19 protein-coding genes are annotated in these 20,854 nt (G+C 60.4%); 14 read left to right on the forward strand and 5 right to left on the reverse strand.

What is annotated here, in order from left to right; all coding sequences use genetic code 11:
- Window positions 1–29 precede the first annotated feature (29 nt).
- The 3 genes from MWU53_RS00315 to MWU53_RS00325 are packed head-to-tail and all read left to right on the forward strand — an operon-like array spanning window position 30 to window position 2,970.
- Window positions 30–986, forward strand: a complete 957-nt coding sequence (locus MWU53_RS00315; protein WP_247089135.1) for an arginine deiminase-related protein — start codon at window positions 30–32, stop codon at window positions 984–986.
- Window positions 983–1,912: an arginase gene (gene rocF, locus MWU53_RS00320; RefSeq protein WP_247089137.1), complete on the forward strand. Its 930-nt coding sequence runs from the start codon at window positions 983–985 to the stop codon at window positions 1,910–1,912. Before MWU53_RS00315 ends, rocF begins: the two co-directional genes overlap by 4 nt.
- Window positions 1,913–1,920: 8 nt before the next feature.
- Window positions 1,921–2,970, forward strand: a complete 1,050-nt coding sequence (locus MWU53_RS00325; RefSeq protein ID WP_247089139.1) for an ornithine cyclodeaminase — start codon at window positions 1,921–1,923, stop codon at window positions 2,968–2,970.
- Window positions 2,971–3,028: 58 nt separating this feature from the next.
- Here the strand turns inward: MWU53_RS00325 and gcvH are convergent, their stop codons facing one another.
- Window positions 3,029–3,388, reverse strand: coding sequence for a glycine cleavage system protein GcvH (gene gcvH / locus MWU53_RS00330; RefSeq protein ID WP_247089141.1), 360 nt, complete (start codon window positions 3,386–3,388; stop codon window positions 3,029–3,031).
- A gap of 96 nt (window positions 3,389–3,484) precedes the next feature.
- Between gcvH and MWU53_RS00335 the strand changes: the two genes are divergently transcribed.
- On the forward strand, window positions 3,485–4,105 hold the full coding sequence (locus tag MWU53_RS00335) for a gamma-glutamylcyclotransferase family protein (protein WP_247089143.1): 621 nt from the start codon (window positions 3,485–3,487) through the stop codon (window positions 4,103–4,105).
- Here MWU53_RS00335 and MWU53_RS00340 read toward each other — a convergent pair.
- The gene (locus MWU53_RS00340) at window positions 4,034–5,434 is read right to left on the reverse strand and encodes an MATE family efflux transporter (protein ID WP_247089145.1); all 1,401 of its coding nucleotides are present in this window, start codon (window positions 5,432–5,434) and stop codon (window positions 4,034–4,036) included. The two genes, MWU53_RS00335 and MWU53_RS00340, sit on opposite strands and share 72 nt — an antisense overlap.
- A 155-nt stretch (window positions 5,435–5,589) precedes the next feature.
- On the reverse strand, window positions 5,590–6,915 hold the full coding sequence (gene gltX / locus MWU53_RS00345) for a glutamate--tRNA ligase (protein WP_247089147.1): 1,326 nt from the start codon (window positions 6,913–6,915) through the stop codon (window positions 5,590–5,592).
- 60 nt (window positions 6,916–6,975) lie between these two features.
- Between gltX and MWU53_RS00350 the strand changes: the two genes are divergently transcribed.
- Window positions 6,976–7,371 carry a metallopeptidase family protein gene (locus MWU53_RS00350; RefSeq protein WP_247089149.1) on the forward strand — a complete coding sequence of 132 codons (396 nt, stop codon included), beginning with the start codon at window positions 6,976–6,978 and terminating at the stop codon, window positions 7,369–7,371.
- 5 nt (window positions 7,372–7,376) lie between these two features.
- On the opposite strand, the gene MWU53_RS00355 is transcribed toward MWU53_RS00350, so the two are convergent.
- Window positions 7,377–7,805 (reverse strand): DUF1801 domain-containing protein, encoded by a 429-nt coding sequence (locus MWU53_RS00355; RefSeq protein ID WP_247089151.1) that lies wholly within the window; start codon window positions 7,803–7,805, stop codon window positions 7,377–7,379.
- 94 nt (window positions 7,806–7,899) lie between these two features.
- On the opposite strand from MWU53_RS00355, the gene MWU53_RS00360 reads away from it, so the two are divergent.
- Window positions 7,900–8,832: an MBL fold metallo-hydrolase gene (locus MWU53_RS00360; RefSeq protein WP_247089153.1), complete on the forward strand. Its 933-nt coding sequence runs from the start codon at window positions 7,900–7,902 to the stop codon at window positions 8,830–8,832.
- Between the two features lie 19 nt (window positions 8,833–8,851).
- Here MWU53_RS00360 and MWU53_RS00365 read toward each other — a convergent pair whose 3' ends face one another.
- On the reverse strand, window positions 8,852–10,513 hold the full coding sequence (locus MWU53_RS00365) for an NAD+ synthase (RefSeq protein WP_247089155.1): 1,662 nt from the start codon (window positions 10,511–10,513) through the stop codon (window positions 8,852–8,854).
- A 183-nt stretch (window positions 10,514–10,696) separates the two neighbouring features.
- On the opposite strand from MWU53_RS00365, the gene MWU53_RS00370 reads away from it, so the two are divergent.
- From MWU53_RS00370 to MWU53_RS00405, 8 genes are all read left to right on the forward strand, one after another.
- Window positions 10,697–12,211 (forward strand): 2-isopropylmalate synthase, encoded by a 1,515-nt coding sequence (locus tag MWU53_RS00370; protein WP_247089157.1) that lies wholly within the window; start codon window positions 10,697–10,699, stop codon window positions 12,209–12,211.
- 260 nt (window positions 12,212–12,471) lie between these two features.
- Window positions 12,472–14,010: a 2-isopropylmalate synthase gene (locus tag MWU53_RS00375; RefSeq protein ID WP_247089159.1), complete on the forward strand. Its 1,539-nt coding sequence runs from the start codon at window positions 12,472–12,474 to the stop codon at window positions 14,008–14,010.
- Between the two features lie 247 nt (window positions 14,011–14,257).
- The gene (locus tag MWU53_RS00380; protein WP_247090488.1) at window positions 14,258–15,295 is read left to right on the forward strand and encodes a rod shape-determining protein; all 1,038 of its coding nucleotides are present in this window, start codon (window positions 14,258–14,260) and stop codon (window positions 15,293–15,295) included.
- Between the two features lie 51 nt (window positions 15,296–15,346).
- The gene (mreC, locus tag MWU53_RS00385) at window positions 15,347–16,273 is read left to right on the forward strand and encodes a rod shape-determining protein MreC (RefSeq protein WP_247089168.1); all 927 of its coding nucleotides are present in this window, start codon (window positions 15,347–15,349) and stop codon (window positions 16,271–16,273) included.
- Window positions 16,270–16,809 carry a rod shape-determining protein MreD gene (locus tag MWU53_RS00390; RefSeq protein ID WP_247089170.1) on the forward strand — a complete coding sequence of 180 codons (540 nt, stop codon included), beginning with the start codon at window positions 16,270–16,272 and terminating at the stop codon, window positions 16,807–16,809. Before mreC ends, MWU53_RS00390 begins: the two co-directional genes overlap by 4 nt.
- Window positions 16,806–18,761, forward strand: coding sequence for a penicillin-binding protein 2 (gene mrdA / locus MWU53_RS00395; RefSeq protein ID WP_247089172.1), 1,956 nt, complete (start codon window positions 16,806–16,808; stop codon window positions 18,759–18,761). Before MWU53_RS00390 ends, mrdA begins: the two co-directional genes overlap by 4 nt.
- A complete protein-coding gene (gene rodA, locus MWU53_RS00400; protein ID WP_247089174.1) occupies window positions 18,758–19,903 on the forward strand; it encodes a rod shape-determining protein RodA in 1,146 nt (381 codons plus the stop codon). Before mrdA ends, rodA begins: the two co-directional genes overlap by 4 nt.
- On the forward strand, window positions 19,903–20,835 hold the full coding sequence (locus MWU53_RS00405) for a glyoxylate/hydroxypyruvate reductase A (protein ID WP_247089176.1): 933 nt from the start codon (window positions 19,903–19,905) through the stop codon (window positions 20,833–20,835). The genes rodA and MWU53_RS00405 overlap by 1 nt, the downstream gene beginning before the upstream one ends.
- Window positions 20,836–20,854: the final 19 nt, after the last annotated feature.

Genomic DNA, 20,854 nt, shown 5'->3' on the forward strand with positions numbered 1-20,854 from the left:
CATAGTCTCCAACATGAACAAGACCGACCATGCCTCAGACATCGCTTCAGGCCCCAAGTGCCGTCATCATGATCCGCCCACACCATTTCCAGCCCAACGCGGAAACGGCGCAGGATAACGGGTTTCAAACCGCACCCGTCGAAGGCACAGCGCAAGAGCTTGCCAAGCGCGCCTATGACGAGGTGACGGGTATGGTGGACGCCCTGCGTGGTGAGGGGATCGAGGTGAACCTGTTCGAAGACCCGCGCGATGATCGCCCCGATGCGGTCTTTCCCAACAACTGGTTCTCGACCCATCCCGGCGGTCATGTGGCCGTTTATCCCATGTACTCGAAAAACCGTCGGATCGAACGCCGCCAAGACGTGCTTGAGATGCTCAAGACGCGCTATCGCGTGCAGGACATCATCGACTATTCCGGGCTTGAGCAGGACGGCCTGTTTCTGGAAGGCACAGGCGCGATGGTGCTGGATCACGTGGAACGCGTCGCCTATGCTGCGCGCTCGAAACGCACCAGCGAGGTGCTGCTCGAGCGCTTCTGCACCCATTTCAACTATGAACCGATGGTGTTTGATGCCCATGATGCGGAGGGGCTGCCGATCTATCACACCAACGTGCTGATGTGCATCGGGACGGATGTTGCGCTGATCGGGCTGGATACCATTCTGGACGCGCACCGACGCGAAGAGCTGTGCGAACGTCTGGCGCGTGGTGGACGCGACGTGATCGCTTTGTCGCAAAAACAGATTGCCGAGTTCGCCGGGAACGCCATCGAATTGCAGGGTAAAGAGGGCCGCGTTCTGGCCATGTCCGCGCGCGCGTTGGCTGCGCTTGAGCCAGAGCAGAAGTGGCGTATCGAAGCGCATCTGAAGATCCTGCCGCTGGACATCCCAACCCTTGAAATGGCCGGGGGATCGGTGCGCTGCACCATCGCCGGCATCCACCTTAGCCCCCGCCCCGTAGCAAAGCCCGAAGGAGCCGCCGCATGACGAACATTCACCTACTGGGCGTCCCGATGGAAGAAGGCGCAGGCCGTCGTGGCTGCATCATGGGCCCCGCCGCCTATCGCACCGCGGGTCTGGCCGAGGAATTGGCTGCGTTGGGCCATAATGTGACCGATCTTGGCGACGCCGCGCGCGAAGATGTGGACGCGGTCGAGACCGAACACACACACCTGAAATTCCTGCCCGAAGTGGCCGGGTGGACGCGTAGCCTGCACGCAAGATCCCACGCGCTTGCCAAGCAAGATGCGCTGCCGATCTACATGGGTGGCGACCACGCGCTGGCGTTGGGAACCGTGACGGGGCACGTGGCAGCGGCCGCCGAGATGGGCCGACCGCAATACGTACTATGGCTGGACGCGCATTCTGATTTCAACACGCCAGCCAGCTCGCCCAGCGGGAATATTCATGGGATGCCGATGGCGTTTGCCTGCGGGTTGGACGGGTTCCCGGATCTATTGGGCAAGCCTTTGCCCGCGAAACTGGATCCCGAGAAACTGTGCATGATCGGCCTACGCTCGGTCGACCGCGAGGAACGTGACCTTCTGCAAAGCTCGGGCGTGCAGGCCCATGACATGCGCGCGATTGATGAACATGGCGTGGCGCCGATCCTGCGCCCGTTTCTGGACGAGGTCGCGCAGGCAAACGGGCTGCTTCACGTGAGCCTCGATGTGGACTTTATCGAGCCCGACATCGCCCCTGCCGTCGGCACCACCGTCCCCGGCGGCGCCACCTTCCGTGAGGCGCATCTGATCATGGAAATGTTGCATGACAGCGGCCTTGTCACCTCGCTCGATCTGGTCGAGCTGAACCCTTTCCTTGACGAACGTGGCCGCACCGCACGTCTGATGGTCGACCTGACCGCCAGCCTGTTTGGCCGCCGCGTGCTTGACCGTTTCACCACCAGCTATTGAGGCCCAGAATGCCCCCTCTTCCTTCCGAACTTGCCTATGTCCCCTTCGTCTCGGTCGAGCACATGATGAGCTTGGTCCATCACATCGGGATCGAAACTGTCCTGCGCGATCTGGCGGACGAGATTGAAGCCGATTTCAAACGGTGGGAGCTGTTTGACAAAACGCCCCGCGTCGCCAGCCACTCGGACGTTGGCGTGATCGAGCTGATGCCGACCTCGGATGGCGAGATGTATGGGTTCAAATACGTGAACGGCCACCCGAAGAACACCAAAGAAGGGCTGCAGACGGTGACGGCCTTTGGGCTGCTGGCGGATGTAAACACCGGCTACCCCAAGTTGCTGTCCGAAATGACGGTGCTGACCGCATTACGCACCGCCGCGACCAGCGCGATGGTGGCGAAACATCTGGCGCCCAAAGGCGCGACCACCATGGCGATGATCGGCAACGGCGCGCAGTCGGAATTCCAGTGTTTGGCCTTCAAGGCGATCTGCGGGATCGACAGCGTGCGGCTTTACGACATCGACCCGGCTGCGACCGCGAAGGCCGCGCGCAACCTGACGGGGCATGGGCTGAATGTCGTATCCTGCAAGACCGGCGAGGAAAGCATGGAAGGCGCGCAGATCATCACGACCTGCACTGCCGACAAGCAATATGCAACGATCCTGACCGACAACATGATTGGCGAGGGCGTGCATATCAACGCGATCGGCGGTGACTGCCCCGGCAAGACGGAACTGCACCGCGACATTCTGCTGCGCTCGGACATCTTCGTGGAGTACCCGGAACAGACCTGGATCGAGGGCGAGATCCAGCAGCTGGACCACGGCCACCCGATCACCGAGATGTGGCAGGTCATCACCGGTCAGGCAAAGGGGCGGACATCGGATAAACAGATTACGCTGTTTGACAGCGTGGGCTTTGCGATCGAGGACTTCTCGGCGCTCCGCTATATCTCGAAAGCGATCGAGGGTACGGCGTTCTTCACCCGGCTGGATATGTTGGCAGACCCGGATGATCCGCGCGACCTGTTCGGGATGTTGGAACGCTCGAAAGGCTAAAACAGAAAAGGGCGCGTACCGGTCTGGTCCGCGCCCCTTTTTGTTCTGTGTTTCACGATTAGGCGACGAAACTCTTATACGCGGCTTCGTCCATATAGTCGTCCAGCGGGCCGGTGTCGGACGCTTTGATCTTGAACAGCCACGCGTCGCCTTCTGGGTCGTCATTGACCTTGCCCGGCTCGTCCACCATGGCCTCGTTCACTTCGGTGATCTCGCCGTCCAGCGGGCTCAGGATGTCGGACGCGGCTTTCACGCTTTCGATCACCACAACCTCGTCATCTTTCGAGACCGTGTCGCCAACTTCCGGCAGTTCCAGAAAAACAACGTCGCCCAGCTGCTCGGCCGCGTGGGTGGTGATGCCCACGACGTAAACGCCATCTTCTTCGCGCAGCCACTCGTGCTCTTCGGTGTAGTACATTCCGTTTCTCCTGAAGGTTTTCACCTGACCGTATCGCCGCCCGCGCGCGTCGGCAAGAGCTTGTATCCAACCGCATGCGGGTGCAGTCTGCGCTGCATGACAACCCGAGTGAATGATCCGCATTTCTTTGGCTATGGTTCCTTGGTGAACCGCCAGACCCACAGCTATGACAACCCGCGTGCTGCGCGGGTGACGGGGTGGCATCGGGCGTGGCGGCGGTCTCCGCATCGGGCGCTGTGTTACCTGACGGCGGTGCCGGACAGTTCGGATTATATCGAGGGGCTGATCGCGTCGGTCCCCGGCGCGGATTGGGCAGCTTTGGATGAACGCGAGCGCGCCTATGCGCGGGTGTCTTTGGGGTCTGAGATACGCCATGACGGAGGGGATCTGGACGTGGCGATCTATGCGATCGCGCCCGGCGAGCACCACGCGCCAACGGACGACAACCCGGTTCTGCTCAGCTATCTCGACGTGGTGGTGCAGGGCTATTTCCGCGAGTTCGGGATGGATGGGGTCACCCATTTCTTCGATACGACCGAGGGCTGGAATGCGCCCATTTTGAACGACCGCACCGCCCCAATCTATCCGCGTGCACAGGTTCTGAGCGCGGAAGAAACTGCGCTGGTTGACGAGGGGCTGTCCCGGCTATCGGCGGTTGTGAAAGAGCGAGATGAGACGGGTTTGTCGCTGGTACGGATGCGCGGTGCCGGGGCATAGACCGGCCTCGGCCTTGTTCAGCACGCGGACGGACAGGATCATCGCAACGCCGGCAAAGATCAGGCCGCCCGCTGCTTGGCCGATCAGTACGCCAGGTGCGCCCCAATAGGCGGCCCCAAGGATGACCAACGGAATGGTGCCCAGCGTTTGGCGACCCCAGTTGACCCACGTGGAATAGAACGGGTGGCCCAGATTGTTGAAGCTGGCATTGGTGACGAAGATCACGCCGTTGAAATACCACGCCAGCGCCAGAGGGCCACAGAACAGGAAGACCAGCTCGCGGCTGAGGCCCTCTGCGTTGAACAGATCCGCGATGGCGCCGCGCGCCAGATATAGGATGCCGGTGACCACGAGCACCACGACCAGCACGAACAACAGCCCGTCGCGGATCGACCCGCGCACCCGGTCCATTTTACCTGCCCCGAAGTTCTGCCCGACGATAGGCCCGATGGCGCCGGACAGGGCAAAGATGGTGCCGAAGGCCACCGGAGTCAGACGTCCGATGATGGCCATGCCCGCGACGGCGTCTTCTCCGAATTCAGCCATCGAACGTGTGACATAGGCCTGTCCGACGGGGGTGGCGAACTGGGTCAGGATGGCGGGCAGGGCGATGGTGGCGATGGCGGGGAAATCCACGCTGAACTCGGCCCGCGTGGGGCGGTCCAGCCCGCCATAGTATTTGAAGATCGGATAGATCGACATAACCGCCACGGTCAGCCGTGCTGCGACCGAGGCCAATGCCGCGCCCGTCAGATCCATATTGAACCCGAAGATCAGAATAGGGTCGAGGATCGCGTTTACCACGCCTGCGCCGATGGTGGCCATCATGGCGCGACGGGCATCCCCGTGTGCACGCAGGATCGCGCCGCCGACCATACCGGCGATCAGGATTGGAAGACTGGGAAGGATGATCCGCAGGTAAGATGTTGCAAGGTCCAGCGTGTCCCCCGACGCACCCAGAAGCGCGACAAGGTTGGGTGTGAAATACCAGACAACAGCGGCGAAGATGGCACCGATGATCATGCCGTAAAAGAGGGCCGTGGCGGCCCTGCGACGGGCTGTTTGTGGCTCGCCTTCTCCCAGTGCGCGGGCAACGAGTGCACCTGCTGCGATGGACATGCCGATCCCGAAGGACGAGGTGAAGAAGAGCAGCGCGCCTGCATAGCCGACCGCCGCGGCCAGCTCGTCCCGACCCAGCATCGAGATAAAGATCATGTCGACCAGATCGACCAGAAAGATCGCCATCAGCCCGACCGAGGATGTCAGCGACATCACCGTGATGTGCCTAAGCAGACTGCCTTCAAGGAATTTCGCCTGTGCCTCGGCCATGATCGTCACCTTACCTGTTCGCTGTCGATCAGCATGACCTAGAAAGATGGGCAGCGCCAGTGGGTGGTGTGCACAGGGTCTGTGCGGGGATACGGATGAAATGAAAAGGCCGCGCAAAACTGCACGGCCTTCTCAAAATCAATGCTGCTGGGGGCTTACCCCTTCGCGCGCACCACCTGCAACAGAGGCATCAGCGACGACATGTCCGGCCCGCGTTCCATGCCGGTGACGGCTTTGCGCAGGGGCATGAACAGGCCTTTGCCTTTGCGGCCGGTCGCCTCTTTTACGGCAGAGGTCCAGTTGGACCAGCTGTCGCCGTCATAGGGCGCGTCGGGCAAAAGCATCATGGCTGCCGCGATGAACTCGTGATCCTCTTCGTCGATCAGGGGCTCGGCGCCGTCGCGGCACAGGACCCACCAGCCTTCCAGATCGGCAAGCGTGGTGATGTTTTCGCGTGCGACGGACCAGAAGGCGTCGGCCATGTCGGCGGGCACGCCGATTGCGTCCAGCTTGTCGGCCACTGCGTCAACGGGCAGGGCCGCAAGATAACGGGCGGTCAGCGGGAACAGGTCTTGGACGTCGAACTTGGTGGGCGCCGCGCCGAAGGTCGACAGGTCGAAGCCCTCGATGATCTCGTCCAGCGAGCTGCGCAGCTCGACCGGTTGCGAGGATCCCAGACGCGCCAGAAGGCTCAGCAGTGCCATCGGCTGCACGCCCTGTTCGCGCAGGTCGCGAATGGCCAGCGTGCCAAGACGCTTGGACAGAGCCTCGCCCTGCGGGCCGGTCAGAAGCGAGTGGTGGGCAAAGCTGGGGACAGCGCCGCCCAATGCTTCGATAATCTGAATTTGCGTGCCGGTGTTGGTCACGTGATCCGATCCGCGCACCACGTTGGTGATGCCGAAGTCGATGTCGTCACAGACCGAGGCAAGCGTATAGAGGAACTGCCCGTCACCGCGGATCAGCACCGGGTCCGACACAGATGCCGCGTCGATCGAGATGTCGCCCAGAATGCCGTCGGTCCAGTTGATCCGCTCGTGATCCAGCTTGAACCGCCAGTGACCCTGACCGCGCTCTTCACGCAGCTTGGCCTTCTCTTCGTCAGACAGGGCCAGCGCCGAGCGGTCATAGACCGGCGGCTTGCCCATGTTCAGTTGCTTCTTGCGCTTCAGATCCAGCTCGGTCGGGGTCTCGAAACATTCATAGAAGCGGCCCATGTCGCGCAGTTCCTGCGCGGCGGCCTCGTAACGGTCCAGACGATCCGACTGTTTTTCAACGCGGTCCCAGGTCAGGCCCAGCCATTCCAGATCTTCCATGATCGCGTCGGCATATTCCTGTTTCGAGCGTTCAGGATCCGTGTCATCCAAACGCAGGATGAACTGGCCACCCGATTTGGCAGCGATCAGATAGTTGAACAGCGCGGTGCGCAGGTTGCCCACGTGGATATAGCCGGTGGGCGAGGGGGCGAAACGGGTGGTGGTCATGGGTTGATCTCCTTGGCGGTCCCTCTTTCATATTGGCCCGGATTTGTCCATAATATTCCCATGGAAACGTCTGCCCCAACATTGGCGCAGATCGAGCAACTGGCGCTAGATGCGCGTGCCCATCTGCCCGACCCCTTTGCCGAGCCCGCCTTGGATGTCGGTATCCACGTGGCCGAGATGCCGGATGCCAGCATATTGACGGACAATGACATCGGCGATCCCTATACGTTGACGGGGCTGTATGTCGGCGTCCCCATGACCGGGAAATCCGTCAGCGATCAGCCGCTTGCGATGGATGCGATCTGGCTGTTTCGGCGCGCGATTTTGAACGAGCTGGCAATCCGCCACAATGTCACTTTGGCCGAGCTGGTGAACCATATCGTCGTGCACGAGTTCGCGCATCATTTCGGCTGGTCGGATGAAGACATCGCCATGATTGACCAGTGGTGGGACTAGCGCGCTTAGGTCGGCTGGACGGGCCATTTCTGGTTTAGGTCTGCCAATCCCGCACGGATCAGCTCGGCCAGCACGTCCAGATCAATATCCGCCAGCTTGTTCACATACAGACATGATTTGCCCATTTTGTGCTTTCCTAGTCGTGCAAGAATGTCCCCGAAATCCGTGTAGCCCGGCATGATATAGATCGAATGGCGCGCCTTGCGGGGTGAAAACCCGGTGGCCAGAAAGTCGCCTTCACGTCCGCTGTCATAGACATAGTGATACTGCCCATAGCCGATGATCGACGGCCCCCACATGACAGGTTGAAACCCTGTGACCTCGCGAAACACCCGATCAAGCACCTGCGCGTCTTCCCGTTTCGAGATCGGGTCGACGGTCGCAATGAACTTCTGCACGGTCTGATCCGTTGGGGTTGTTTTGTTTTGCGTCATAGTGGGTCTCACAATTTTGTGACGGTGCATCTGTGGTGGGCAAATTCGAGTATACTCACCCCACGCATTTCAACATAATTTAAGGGAGGCTTCGATGTCCGAATTCCCAATTCCCAAGCTGTCACGCCGTCATTTCATGGCGCTGGGCGCGGCGGCCCCGGCCCTTGGGCTGGCCTCGCAGGCGCGCGCAATGGCACCACAACTGGGGGCGCAAACCATTGATGCGCGTCGTTTTAAGCTGGGGTCGTTCGAGGTGACAACTTTGCTGGCAGGTGCGCGCACGGTGCCCGACCCGCAGACCATTTTCGGTATGAATGTCAGCGCAGACGAGTTCGCCACCGCCAGTGCGGGCGCCAATATCCCAACGGATGCGGCGCAGTTTTTCTTCACGCCCACCTTGGTGAATACGGGCGTGGATCTGGTGCTGTTTGATACCGGACTGAATGCCGAGGGGATCTCGGCTGCCGTGACGGCTGCGGGCTATTCGCCCGAAGATGTTGATGTCGTTGTCATCACCCATATGCACGGCGACCACATCGGCGGGTTGATGGGCGATGCAGGTGCCACTTTCCCGAACGCGCGCTATGTCACCGGGGCGGTCGAGTTTGATCACTGGGCCGCAGCGGGCAATGATGGGTTCAACGCCAAAGTGGCCCCGCTGGCCGAGCAGACAACGATGCTGGCCCCCGGCGATGCGGTCCTGTCAGGGATCGAGGCGGTCGAGGCCTTTGGCCACACGCCCGGTCACATGGCCTATCGTCTGGACAGCGGTGGGAAGTCGCTGCTGATCGCGGCAGATTTCGCCAACCACTATGTCTGGTCGCTGGGCTATCCCGATTGGGAGGTGAAGTTTGACCGCGACAAATCAGCAGCTGCCGCCACGCGTAGGTCGCTTCTGGGGATGTTGGCCGCCGAGAAGATGCCCTTCATCGGCTATCACATGCCGTTCCCCGCATTGGGTTATGTCGAGGCCCGCGATGCAGGGTTCCAATACGTGCCGCACAGCTATCAGCTGTTGATGGGATAACGCACGCTGGCGGGGTAGCTTACGAGCCATCCCGCCAGCGGTTCACGATCGGATAGCGGCGATCCAACCAGAAGCTGCGCTTGGTCAGGCGGGTGCCCGGCGCGGACTGGAAGCGTTTGTATTCGCTGATGTAAATCAGGTGCTCGACCTTCTTGACGGTTGCCTTGTCAAAGCCTTCTGCCACCAGCTCGGCCACCGATTTCTCGTCGTCAATAATCCCCTCAAGGATCGCATCCAGCACGTCATAGGGCGGCAGGCTGTCTTCGTCCTTTTGGTCCGGTCGCAGCTCGGCCGAGGGCGGCTTGTCGATGATCGACACCGGGATGACCTTGCCTTCTGGGCCTTTCATCCAATCGCGGTGATTGGCGTTGCGCCAGCGGCATTGTTCGAACACGCGCGTCTTATAGAGGTCCTTGATCGGGTTATAGCCGCCCGACATGTCGCCATAGATCGTGGCATAACCCACCGCGACCTCGGACTTGTTGCCGGTGGTCAGAAGCATCGCGCCGGTCTTGTTGGACAGCGCCATCAACAGCAGTCCGCGCAGGCGGGACTGGATGTTTTCTTCCGTCACGTCGGGCTGGGTGCCTTCGAAGAACGGGGCGAGCGTGTTGGTGATCGCGTCACGGCCTTCCTTGATTGGCACGAAGTCGTAGGTGCAGCCAAGACGCTGGGCGATATCCTTGGCGTCGTCCAATGATCCCTGCGATGTGTATTCCGATGGCAGCATCACGCAGCGCACGTTTTCCGGCCCCAGCGCGTCGGCGGCGATGGTGGCGACAATCGCACTGTCGATCCCGCCGGACAGGCCCAGCAGCACCTTTTTGAACCCGGTCTTGCCCATATAGTCGCGCAGGCTTTCGACCATCGCGCGGTAGTCTTGTTCCCATTCATCGCCATGTGTGGCGATAAGACCGGGCGTGATGCGCCAGCCGTCGTTTGTGCGGGTCAGGTCGATATGCTGAATGTCCTCGTCGAAGGCGCTCATTTTCAGGGCCATCTCGCCGCCGGGGTTCAGCGCGAAGGTGCCGCCGTCGAACACCTGATCATCCTGCCCGCCGACCATGTTCAGATAGACCAGCGGCAGGCCGGTCTCGACCACGCGGCCCACCATGTGGTTCAGGCGCACGTCGAACTTGTTGCGATAATAGGGCGAACCGTTGGGGATCAGCAGAAACTCGGCGCCACTTTCAGCGAGCGTTTCGCAGACGTCTTCGGCATGCCAAGCGTCTTCGCAGATCGGAGTGCCTATACGGATCGGACCCATTGAATATGGTCCTTGCGGGTCAGCCGATGTGAAGTGACGTTCTTCGTCAAACACGGTTTCGTTGGGCAGACGTTGCTTCAGGATCCGCGTGGCGATCTTCCCGCCGTTCAGGATGTAATAGGCGTTATACAGGTCCTTGCCGTCGTGATACGGCGCGCCGATGCCCATTGCGGGGCCGTCCGCGCAGTCTTTGGCCAGCGCCTCGACCGCGTCCATCGCATCGCGGAAGAACTGCGGACGCATCACCAGATCCTGTGTCTGATACCCGGTCACAAATGCCTCGGGCAGGGCCAGCATGTCGCTGCCAGCCTCTTTCGCCACATTCCACGCATCACGCGCCTTGTTGGCGTTGCCAGAAATTGCGCCCACGGTTGGGTTCAGTTGTGCCAGTGTCAGGCGGAAATTGTCACTCATCGCGCTTGTCCTTCTTCCCGGCAATGCGGGGGGATGGTTCGGCACAGATGTAGCAGGTTTGCCCGCAGGATAAAGAGGCTGAACGGGAAAAGCGTTGTCTCGGCTTTTTGGACGGCATAGTCTTAGCGCGAACAGGCTTCGGCCGTCCAATAACAAGTCAAAGAAATTGAACGAGGTTTCGAGATGCAACGCACCCAAATCGGATTTCGCGGATTGCTGGCCTTCGCGCTTGTGTTGCCAGCCGTGGCCGTGGCGCAGGTCGAAACCAAGCAATATGAAGACGGATCCGTCTACGAAGGGACGTTCAAGGGCGGATTGCAGCACGGAATGGGCACTCTGACCCTGCCGTCGGGCTATGAGTATACCGGCGAGTTCATGGAGGGCGAGATCGTCGGGCAGGGCGTCGCGCGCTTCCCCAACGGATCGCTCTATGAAGGCAGCTTCGCGAAGGGGAAGCCGGAAGGCTTTGGCAAGATCACCTTTGCAGACGGCGCCAGCTTCGAAGGGGACTGGGTCGACGGAAAGATCAACGGCTCGGGCATGGCGCTGTATGCCAACGGCCTTCAGTATGAAGGCGGTTTCCGCAATGCGATGCATCACGGGCAGGGGCGGCTGCAAAGTCCGTCAGGTTATGTCTATGAAGGCGACTGGGTTTCTGGCGTGAAAGAGGGCCGGGGCCGGTCGACCTATGCTGATGGCTCGGTCTACGAAGGCGGTATGCGTGGCGGAGAACGCGACGGTGCAGGTAAACTGACCCAGCCCGATGGCATGATGTACGAGGGCAACTGGACGCAAGGCCAGATGGACGGCGACGGTGTGCTGACGCAGGCCAATGGAGATGTGTATTCGGGCCAGTTTCAGGCGGGGTCTCGTCAGGGTGCCGGGACAGTCGATTACGCCAATGGCGACCGCTATGAAGGCAGCTTTGACGCCGATCAGCGACACGGTCAGGGCGTTTTTGTGGGTGCGGATGGCTATCGTTATGAAGGGGACTGGGTCGCTGGTGTGATCGAAGGGGATGGGAACGTGACCTATCCCGATGGCTCGATCTACAAGGGTCAATTCCGCGCGGGTCTTCCCGATGGCGTGGGCGTGATCACCTATCCGGATGGCAGCAGCTTTGAAGGCGACTGGAAGGGCGGCGTAATCGAAGGCAAGGGCATTGCCCTGCTGGCGGATGGTGCGCGTTATGAGGGAACGTTCAAGGAAGCGTTGTTCGATGGGGAAGGCACTTTGGCCACTGTAGATGGTGCCGGCTATGCCGGTGGATGGCAGGCGGGCAAATTCCACGGACAAGGTGTGTCGAAACTGGCGGATGGCGCGACCTATGAAGGCGGGTTCGTGGACGGCGAACGTGAAGGGCGCGGCACCTACAAGACGGCTGACGGGTTCAGCTATGCCGGCGATTGGGCCTCGGGCCTGTTTGATGGGCAGGGCATTGCGATCTATCCCGGCGGCGACCGTTATGAAGGTGGCTTCAAGGGTGGAAAACGTCATGGACAGGGCGTGGTCTATCGCGCTGACGGAAGCCAGGAAGAAGGCATCTGGGAGAATGGCATGATGGCGGGAGCAATCGAATCTGCCCCGGCACCCGCATTGGACAGCGGCGCCGCTGCGGCTGCGGCCGAAGCGGCGGGCGCGGCCTCGACCGCGGGGACGAATATAGCACCGGCTGTGGATCAGACTGGTAGCGAATAACATCCGCAAGGATGGCCCCCAACGGGTGGTTTCCCGAAAAAAGGACTTTAACTTGACGGAAACGGACGTATATTTGCGCGCATGAACACGCAGACCCATATCGCTTTCCGCCCCGCACTGGGCCTTCTGCTACTGCTTAGCCGCCTCTGAGCGTGCCGTTTTGGCGCGACCGCTCAGGGGACACGCCGACCGCGCCACGAACCGGCCCTATCCAAGTGGGCCACAAAGGCTAAGAACTTATATCTAAAGAGACCAAGACAATGACCAATCCCTCGGATCACGTGTTGATTTTCGACACCACTTTGCGTGACGGTGAACAAAGCCCCGGCGCGACCATGACCCATGACGAAAAGCTCGAGATCGCCGAGATGCTGGACGAGATGGGTGTGGACATTATCGAGGCGGGCTTCCCGATTGCGTCCGAAGGCGACTTTGCTGCCGTGTCCGAGATTGCCGAGCGTTCCAAGAATTCGGTGATCTGTGGCTTGAGCCGCGCAAACTTCAAAGACATTGATCGCTGTGCCGAAGCCGTGCGCAAAGCGGCCAAGCCACGCATTCACACCTTCATTGGTACCTCGCCCCTGCACCGCGCCATTCCGAACCTGACTCAGGACGAGATGGCCGACCTGATCCACGAGACCGTCAGCCATGCGCGCAACTTGGTGGATGATGTGCAGTGGTCTCCGATGGACGCGACGCGGACGGAGCATGACTATCTGTGCCGCGTGATCGAGATCGCAATCAAGGCAGGTGCCACGACGATCAACATTCCCGACACGGTGGGCTATACCGCGCCGCGTGAAAGCGCCGACCTGATCCGCATGCTGATCGAACGTGTGCCGGGCGCGGACGAGATCATCTTCGCCACCCACTGTCACAACGATCTGGGCATGGCGACCGCCAACGCCTTGGCCGCTGTCGAGGCTGGCGCGCGTCAGATCGAATGCACCATCAACGGCTTGGGCGAACGCGCTGGCAACACCGCTCTGGAAGAGGTCGTGATGGCTCTGAAAGTGCGCAATGACATCATGCCGTACCAGACCGGTATCGACACGACGAAAATCATGAACATCTCGCGCCGCGTGGCGCAGGTGTCGGGCTTTGCGGTGCAGTACAACAAAGCCATCGTCGGCAAGAACGCTTTTGCCCATGAAAGCGGCATTCACCAGGACGGCATGCTGAAGAACCCGGAAAACTTCGAGATCATGCGCCCCGAAGACATCGGTCTGGCCGGGACGTCCTTGCCCTTAGGCAAGCACTCGGGCCGGGCTGCGTTGAAGGCCAAATTGAACGATCTGGGCTTTGACGTGGGGGACAACCAGTTGAAGGACGTCTTTGTGCGTTTCAAGGAATTGGCCGATACCAAGAAAGAGGTGTTCGACGAGGATATCGTCGCCCTGATGACCGACGGCACCGACGACGCCAATGACCAGCTGCAGGTGAAATCCCTGCGCGTGATTGCCGGCGGCGAGGAAAAGAATACTGCCGACCTGACCATGACCGTGAACGGTGTCGAGCATAAGGTCAGTTCGGAAGGTGACGGGCCGGTTGATGCAGCGTTCAACTGCGTGAAGATGATCTTCCCGCATGAGGCACGCTTGCAGCTGTATCAAGTACATGCCGTGACCGAAGGCACCGACGCGCAGGCGACGGTCTCGGTGCGGATGGAAGAGAACGGCAAGATCGTGACCGGCCAGTCCTCGCACACCGATACGATCCTGGCTTCGGTCCGGGCTTACGTGAATGCGTTGAATAACCTGATCACGCGTCGCGAAAAGACCAAGCCCGAGGGCGTCTGATCTGAAACAAGGTGCGGGCAAAGCAATTTGCCCGCATTTTTGCGATTAGTTCGAAAAGTGAAAGCCGATTGCCAGAATTTATGGGTAATCTTTCACCAATTGTTCGAAATTTCCCCTCCTTGGCGATAAGCCGCTCGCCCGTTTGTATTAGGGCTTTCACCGCAGGGCTTAGAGGCTTATATATCCACCGGTCTGCACCCTTAAGGAGTCGCGGGCGCAAAGGGATATGAACGGGATAGGCATCCAAATGGCAGGGTTTTCGAGATTGTTTTCGTCGGACATGGCGATTGACCTTGGGACCGCGAATACGCTGGTCTACGTAAAGGGCAAGGGCGTCATTCTGAACGAACCCTCGGTGGTCGCCTATCACGTCAAAGACGGCGTGAAGAAAGTTCTGGCCGTGGGCGAGGACGCCAAGCTGATGCTGGGCCGGACCCCCGGCTCGATCGAGGCGATCCGCCCGATGCGCGAAGGTGTCATTGCTGACTTCGACAGCGCGGAAGAGATGATCAAGCACTTCATCCGCAAAGTGCACCGCCGCACGACCTTCTCGAAACCGAAAATCATCGTTTGTGTGCCGCACGGCGCAACCCCGGTTGAAAAGCGTGCCATTCGTCAGTCGGTTCTGTCGGCTGGCGCACGTCGCGCTGGTTTGGTGGCTGAACCCATCGCCGCCGCCATCGGGGCAGGTATGCCGATCACCGATCCGACCGGGAACATGGTCGTAGACATCGGTGGCGGGACGACCGAAGTGGCGGTTCTGTCGTTGGGCGACATTGTTTATGCGCGCTCGGTGCGCGTGGGTGGGGATCGGATGGATGATGCGATCATCAGCTATCTGCGCCGTCAGCAGAATATACTGGTGGGGGAAGCCACCGCAGAACGCATCAAAACCACCATCGGCACCGCACGGATGCCCGATGACGGTCGTGGCACCTCGCTTATGATCCGCGGTCGTGACCTATTGAACGGTGTTCCAAAAGAAACCGAGATCAACCAAGCGCAGGTTGCCGAAGCCTTGGCCGAACCGGTGCAGCAGATCTGCGAAGCCGTGATGACCGCGCTGGAAGCCACGCCGCCCGATCTGGCCGCTGACATTGTGGATCGCGGCGTTATGTTGACCGGTGGCGGCGCGCTGCTGGGCGAGCTGGATCTTGCCCTGCGCGAGCAAACAGGCTTGTCGATTTCTGTTGCGGATGAAAGCCTGAACTGCGTGGCGCTGGGCACCGGCAAGGCGCTGGAGTTTGAAAAGCAGCTTCGCCACGTCATCGACTACGACAGCTGATCGGGTTTGCCCCGCCGGTGGGGCGCGCCCGTCGGGTAACCGGAGGCCAGATTGGCACGCAAACCGAACCAGACCGAGGAATACGGCCGTCCGCTGCGCAGGCTTTTTGTCGGGCTGCTTATGCTATGCCTGTTTCTGATTTTTCTGGTTTGGCGGATTGATAGCCCCCGGGTTGAACGCTTTCGCGCCAACCTGATCGACACGGTGGTGCCCAGTTTTGACTGGGCCTTGGTGCCGGTGACCAAGCTGGTTGGCATGGTCGAGGACTTCCAGTCCTATCAGCGGATTTACGAACAGAACCAAGAACTGCGCCGCGAGCTACAGCAGATGAAGGCGTGGAAGGAAGCGGCTCTTCAGCTGGAACAGGAAAATGCCCAGCTTTTGAACCTGAACAACGTGCGGCTGGATGCGCAGCTCAGCTATGTGACCGGCGTTGTGCTGGCCGACAGCGGTTCACCCTTCCGTCAGTCGGTACTTCTGAACATTGGCACCCGCGACGGGCTGGTGGATGGTTGGGCGGCGACTGATGGTCTGGGGCTGGCAGGGCGGATCGCAGGTGTTGGGAAAAGCACCAGCCGTGTGATTCTGCTGACGGATAGCAACAGCCGCATTCCGATCACCGTCCAGCCCTCGGGGCAGGATGCGCTTCTGGTGGGCGACAACTCGGCTGTCCCGCCGATCGAGTTTTTGGAAAGCCCCGAAAAGGTCCGACCGGGTGACCGAGTGGTGTCGTCCGGCGATGGGGGCGTGTTCCCCGCCGGGCTTCTGGTGGGGCATGTGGCGCTGGGTACCGACCGGCGGCTACGCGTTCGGTTGGCGGCAGATTACGAGCGGCTTCAGTTCCTGCGTGTCCTGCGCAGTCATCCCGGCGAAATGGTCGAGGGAGAAGGCAGCCTGATCGTCGCTACACCGGCTGTACCGCCCGCTCCTGACGTTGCCGAGGATTCCGCAAGCGCACAGGAAGGGGCGGGTGAATGACCGATCGCGTCACGCTTCTTCGCTGGGCCTTCTGGGGGCTGTTGATCGTGATCTCGGCGGGTCTTCTGTTTGTGAAACTTCTGCCTCTGGACCTGAGCGCGGGGCGCTTTCCCGGACCCGACATCTTCATTGCCGTCGTGGCTGCATGGATGCTGCGCCGCCCGGATTATGTGCCCATCCTTCTGGTCGCCGCTCTGATTTTCCTGACAGATCTTTTGTACCAAGACATTCCTGCCATTGGCGCCCTGATGGCGGTTATCGGGCTTGAGGTACTCCGGCGGCGCGAGCCCGGATTGCGCGAGCAGTCCTTCGTGGTTGAATGGGGCGTCGTCGCCGCCATTTTGCTTGCGATGCTGTTTGCTGAACGGATCTTTCTTACCGTCTTCTTCGTTGACCAAATCCCCTTTGGCCGCGCCTTGTTGCAGTTTGTAAGCACCGTTGCGATCTATCCAGCGGTGGTCTTTGTTTCGGTCTTTGTACTGGGCGTTGAGAAGCTTCAACCCGGTGATGATCCGGTACGGAGTCAGGCAGCATGAAGCGCTCCCCCATAGATACCGAGGCCAGCGCCCGCAAGATTACCCGCCGGGGATTGTTCCTAGGTGGGCTTCAGGTCTCGTTCGCGGCGATGCTGGTGGGGCGGATGCGCTATATGCAGGTCGAACAGGCCGACGAATACCGCAACCTCGCTGAAGAGAACCGTGTGAAGTTCTCGCTGCTGCCACCCGCGCGGGGACTGATCTATGACCGCAATGGCGTGCTGATCGCGGGCAACGAACAGAACTATCGCATTGTCATCGTGCGCGAGGATGCGGACGACCCCGAAGCGGTGCTGAACCGTCTGCGTAAGATCGTATGGATCGACGATGCGGACGTGAAACGCACCTTGGACGAAATGCGTCGCCGCAGCCCCTTCGTGCCGGTGACGGTTGCTGACCGCGTCGCATGGGAAGACGTGGCCGAGGTCGCCGTGAACGCGCCCGCGCTGCCCGGCATTACCGCTGAAGTGGGCCTGTCGCGCAGCTATCCGCGTGCCGATGATTTCGCCCATGTGATCGGCTATGTGGGTCCCGTGTCGGATTATGATCTCTCCAAGCTGGAAGACCCCGATCCGCTTCTGCAAATCCCACGCTTCCAGATCGGCAAAAGCGGTGTGGAGGCGAAGATGGAGCTGGATCTGCGCGGATCCGCTGGCACGCGCGAGGTCGAGGTGAATGCGGTGGGTCGCGAAATGCGCGAGCTGGGCCGCGAGGAAGGCCGCGCGGGGGACAATATTCAGCTGACTGTGGATGCGGACCTGCAGGCCTATGTGCAGGCGCGCCTTGCGGGTGAAAGTGCTGCGGCGGTGGTGATGGACACTCAGACGGGGGATGTGTTGGCCATCGGCTCGGCACCGACGTTTGATCCGAATAAATTCGTACGCGGGATTTCCAGCAAGGATTACGGCACGCTTCTGAACGATAAGTACCGTCCGCTGGCTGCGAAACCTGCTCAGGGCACCTATCCGCCCGGATCGACCTTCAAGATGGTCACGGCCTTGGCCGCATTGGAAGATGGCGTGATCGACACGAATGAATCCATCAAGTGCTACGGTTATGTCGAAGTGCACAAACGTCGGTTTCACTGCTGGAAACGCGGGGGGCACGGGCCTGTCGATCTGGTGAAAAGCCTGCGTGAAAGCTGTGATATCTACTATTACGACATCGCCCAACGCGTGGGGATCGAGAAGATTGCCGAGATGGCCCGCAAACTGGGGCTGGGCGAGCGTCATGATCTGCCATTGTCTGCGATTGCGCAGGGCCTGATCCCCACCAAGGCGTGGAAGCGCGAGGCGCGAGGTGCGGACTGGGTGATCGGTGACAGTCTGAACGCAGGCATCGGCCAGGGCTTCGTTCTGGCGTCACCCTTGCAGCTGACGGTGATGACCGCGCGACTGGCGACGGGGCAGGCGATCCATCCGCGGTTGGTGCGTTCGGTCAACGGGGTTGAGACCCCCGTCCGCAATGATGGCCCGCTCGAGATCAGCACCAGCAATCTGAACGCCATTCGTGAAGGCATGTACGAAGTCGTGAACGCACGGCGCGGTACCGCCGGGCGGTCAAAGGTCGTGGGTGACGACCTGCGCATGGCAGGCAAAACCGGCACCAGTCAGGTGCGCAACATCACCGCCGCCGAACGGGCGCGCGGGGTGTTTCGAAACGAGGACTTGCCGTGGGAGCGGCGCGACCACGCGCTGTTCGTGTGCTATGCACCCCACGACAACCCGCGCTATGCGGTGACGATCGTGGTCGAACACGGCGGGGGCGGCTCTACCGCTGCGGCCCCGATTGCCCGAGATGTGATGTTGCAAGCGTTCTACAAGGGTAAGCCCCCGCTCGAGGCTTATCCGGAGAACCAGCGCGGTACGATCCAAACCCGCCAGCGTGACATCGAAGAAATGCTGGACATGCCACATGACGAGCGCGTGAAGGCCGCCGAGGGCCGGGCATGAGCTATCTTGAATACAACGTCAAAGTCGTCCCGTCGGGGCTGCGAAAGGTGCTCTATCTGAACTGGTCGCTTGTACTTTTGTTGATCGCGGTGGCGAGCGTCGGCTTCCTGATGCTGTTTTCCGTTGCGGGCGGCAAGATGGACCCGTGGGCCATGGCGCAGATGAAGCGCTTTGCGTTGGGTATGTTCCTGATGTTTGTCATCGCCATGGTACCCATCTGGTTCTGGCGCAACATGGCCGGGGTGGGCTATCTGCTGTCGCTTGTTCTGCTGGTGCTGGTCGAGGTCATGGGCTCGGTCGGCATGGGCGCGCAGCGCTGGATCGACCTTGGCTTTATGCGCCTGCAACCGTCCGAGCTGATGAAAATCACCTTGGTGATGATGCTAGCGGCCTATTATGACTGGCTTGATATCAAGAAAGTCTCGCGCCCGCTCTGGGTGCTGATCCCGGTCATCCTGATCATGCTGCCGACCTTTCTGGTGCTGCGTCAGCCGGACCTCGGCACCTCGATCCTGCTGGTGACGGGCGGCGGCGTGATCATGTTTTTAGCGGGCGTCAGCCTGTGGTATTTCGGGGCGGTCATTGCCTCGGGCGTAGGTCTGGTGGCGTCGGTCTTCATGTCACGCGGGACGGAATGGCAGCTTCTGAAAGACTACCAATATCGCCGCATCGACACGTTCCTTGATCCATCCTCGGACCCTTTGGGGGCGGGCTATCACATCACCCAATCCAAGATCGCGCTAGGGTCCGGCGGCTGGACTGGCCGGGGCTTCATGCAAGGCACACAGTCGCGCCTGAACTTCCTGCCGGAAAAACACACGGACTTCATCTTCACCACGCTGGCCGAAGAATTCGGCTTTCTGGGGGGCGCATCCCTGCTGACGCTCTACGTGCTGATCCTGATCTTCTGCGCTGCCTCGGCCTTCCAGAACAAGGACCGTTTCAGCTCGCTTCTGATCCTTGGCATTTCTGTCACCTTCTTCTTGTTCTTTGCCGTGAACATGTCCATGGTGATGGGCCTTGCCCCAGTGGTTGGGGTGCCGTTGCCGATGGTCAGCTATGGCGGATCTGCCATGTTGATTTTGCTGGTTGGTTTCGGTTTGGTCCAAAGCGCGCATGTGCACAGAGCGAGACAAAAGTGATGCCCATCAACGTCCTGTATGCCGGCAATCCCAAACGCTGGGATGTCTATCATCGCGAAATCAGCAAAGCGCTTGATGAAATTCAGATCGAGGCAACGCTGTCCTGTGATTTGCCGGCCGATCAGGTGGACTACATCGTCTATGACCCAAACAGCGCACTTCAGGATTTCACCCCCTTCACCCGCGCCAAGGCGGTGCTGGGCCTGTGGGCTGGGGTTGAACGGATCGTCTATAACCCCACGCTGACCCAACCCTATGCGCGTATGGTGGATCAGGGGCTAAGCGAGGGCATGACTGAATGGGTGGTCGGCCACGTGCTGCGTCACCATTTGGAAATGGATCAGGACATTCACAACACCACCCCGGCTTGGGGGCGTCTGGCCCCACCGCTGGCCCGCAATCGTCGCGTCGGCATTCTGGGACTGGGAGAGCTGGGTCGGGTGGCTGCCAAAGCCCTCACCGCTCTTAATTTCCCGGTGTCAGGTTGGAGCCGCGGAACCAAATCGATTGACGGCGTCACCTGCCTTCATGGCGATGATGGGTTAGAGCAGGTGTTGCGCAATTCAGACATTCTGGTCCTTCTGCTGCCCGCCACCAAAGCGACCGAGAACGTCCTGAACGCCGAACGAATTGCCATGCTGCCCGAAGGTGCAGTGATCATAAATCCGGGCCGTGGCCCGCTGATTGACGATACCGCACTTCTGGACGCGCTGGATCGTGGGCATATCGGCCATGCGACACTGGATGTGTTCCGCGTCGAACCCTTGCCGGATGACGACCCCTACTGGGCCCACCCGAAAGTGACCGTCACACCGCATATCGCCTCAGACACACGCCCCGACACGGCCGCTAAGGTCATCGCCGAAAACATCCGTCGTGGCGAGGCGAAAGAACCCTTCCTGCATCTGGTCGACAAGAAAGCGGGTTACTAAGCCCTCATTTTCTTGCTGA

The organism is Aliiroseovarius sp. S1123 (assembly GCF_023015885.1).
Classification (GTDB): Bacteria; Pseudomonadota; Alphaproteobacteria; order Rhodobacterales; family Rhodobacteraceae; genus Aliiroseovarius.

Coding starts and splice junctions, on each gene's coding strand:
- MWU53_RS00355 (WP_247089151.1), bottom strand. CDS start 7,805: ATGACGCAAAACAAAACAACCCCAACGGATCAGACCGTGCAGAAGTTC.
- MWU53_RS00390 (WP_247089170.1), top strand. CDS start 16,270: ATGACCGATCGCGTCACGCTTCTTCGCTGGGCCTTCTGGGGGCTGTTG.
- gltX (WP_247089147.1), bottom strand. CDS start 6,915: ATGACCACCACCCGTTTCGCCCCCTCGCCCACCGGCTATATCCACGTG.
- MWU53_RS00365 (WP_247089155.1), bottom strand. CDS start 10,513: ATGAGTGACAATTTCCGCCTGACACTGGCACAACTGAACCCAACCGTG.
- MWU53_RS00360 (WP_247089153.1), top strand. CDS start 7,900: ATGTCCGAATTCCCAATTCCCAAGCTGTCACGCCGTCATTTCATGGCG.
- MWU53_RS00375 (WP_247089159.1), top strand. CDS start 12,472: ATGACCAATCCCTCGGATCACGTGTTGATTTTCGACACCACTTTGCGT.
- MWU53_RS00380 (WP_247090488.1), top strand. CDS start 14,258: ATGGCAGGGTTTTCGAGATTGTTTTCGTCGGACATGGCGATTGACCTT.
- mrdA (WP_247089172.1), top strand. CDS start 16,806: ATGAAGCGCTCCCCCATAGATACCGAGGCCAGCGCCCGCAAGATTACC.
- rocF (WP_247089137.1), top strand. CDS start 983: ATGACGAACATTCACCTACTGGGCGTCCCGATGGAAGAAGGCGCAGGC.
- MWU53_RS00350 (WP_247089149.1), top strand. CDS start 6,976: ATGGAAACGTCTGCCCCAACATTGGCGCAGATCGAGCAACTGGCGCTA.
- MWU53_RS00340 (WP_247089145.1), bottom strand. CDS start 5,434: ATGGCCGAGGCACAGGCGAAATTCCTTGAAGGCAGTCTGCTTAGGCAC.
- MWU53_RS00370 (WP_247089157.1), top strand. CDS start 10,697: ATGCAACGCACCCAAATCGGATTTCGCGGATTGCTGGCCTTCGCGCTT.
- rodA (WP_247089174.1), top strand. CDS start 18,758: ATGAGCTATCTTGAATACAACGTCAAAGTCGTCCCGTCGGGGCTGCGA.
- MWU53_RS00325 (WP_247089139.1), top strand. CDS start 1,921: ATGCCCCCTCTTCCTTCCGAACTTGCCTATGTCCCCTTCGTCTCGGTC.
- gcvH (WP_247089141.1), bottom strand. CDS start 3,388: ATGTACTACACCGAAGAGCACGAGTGGCTGCGCGAAGAAGATGGCGTT.
- MWU53_RS00405 (WP_247089176.1), top strand. CDS start 19,903: ATGCCCATCAACGTCCTGTATGCCGGCAATCCCAAACGCTGGGATGTC.
- MWU53_RS00315 (WP_247089135.1), top strand. CDS start 30: ATGCCTCAGACATCGCTTCAGGCCCCAAGTGCCGTCATCATGATCCGC.
- MWU53_RS00335 (WP_247089143.1), top strand. CDS start 3,485: ATGACAACCCGAGTGAATGATCCGCATTTCTTTGGCTATGGTTCCTTG.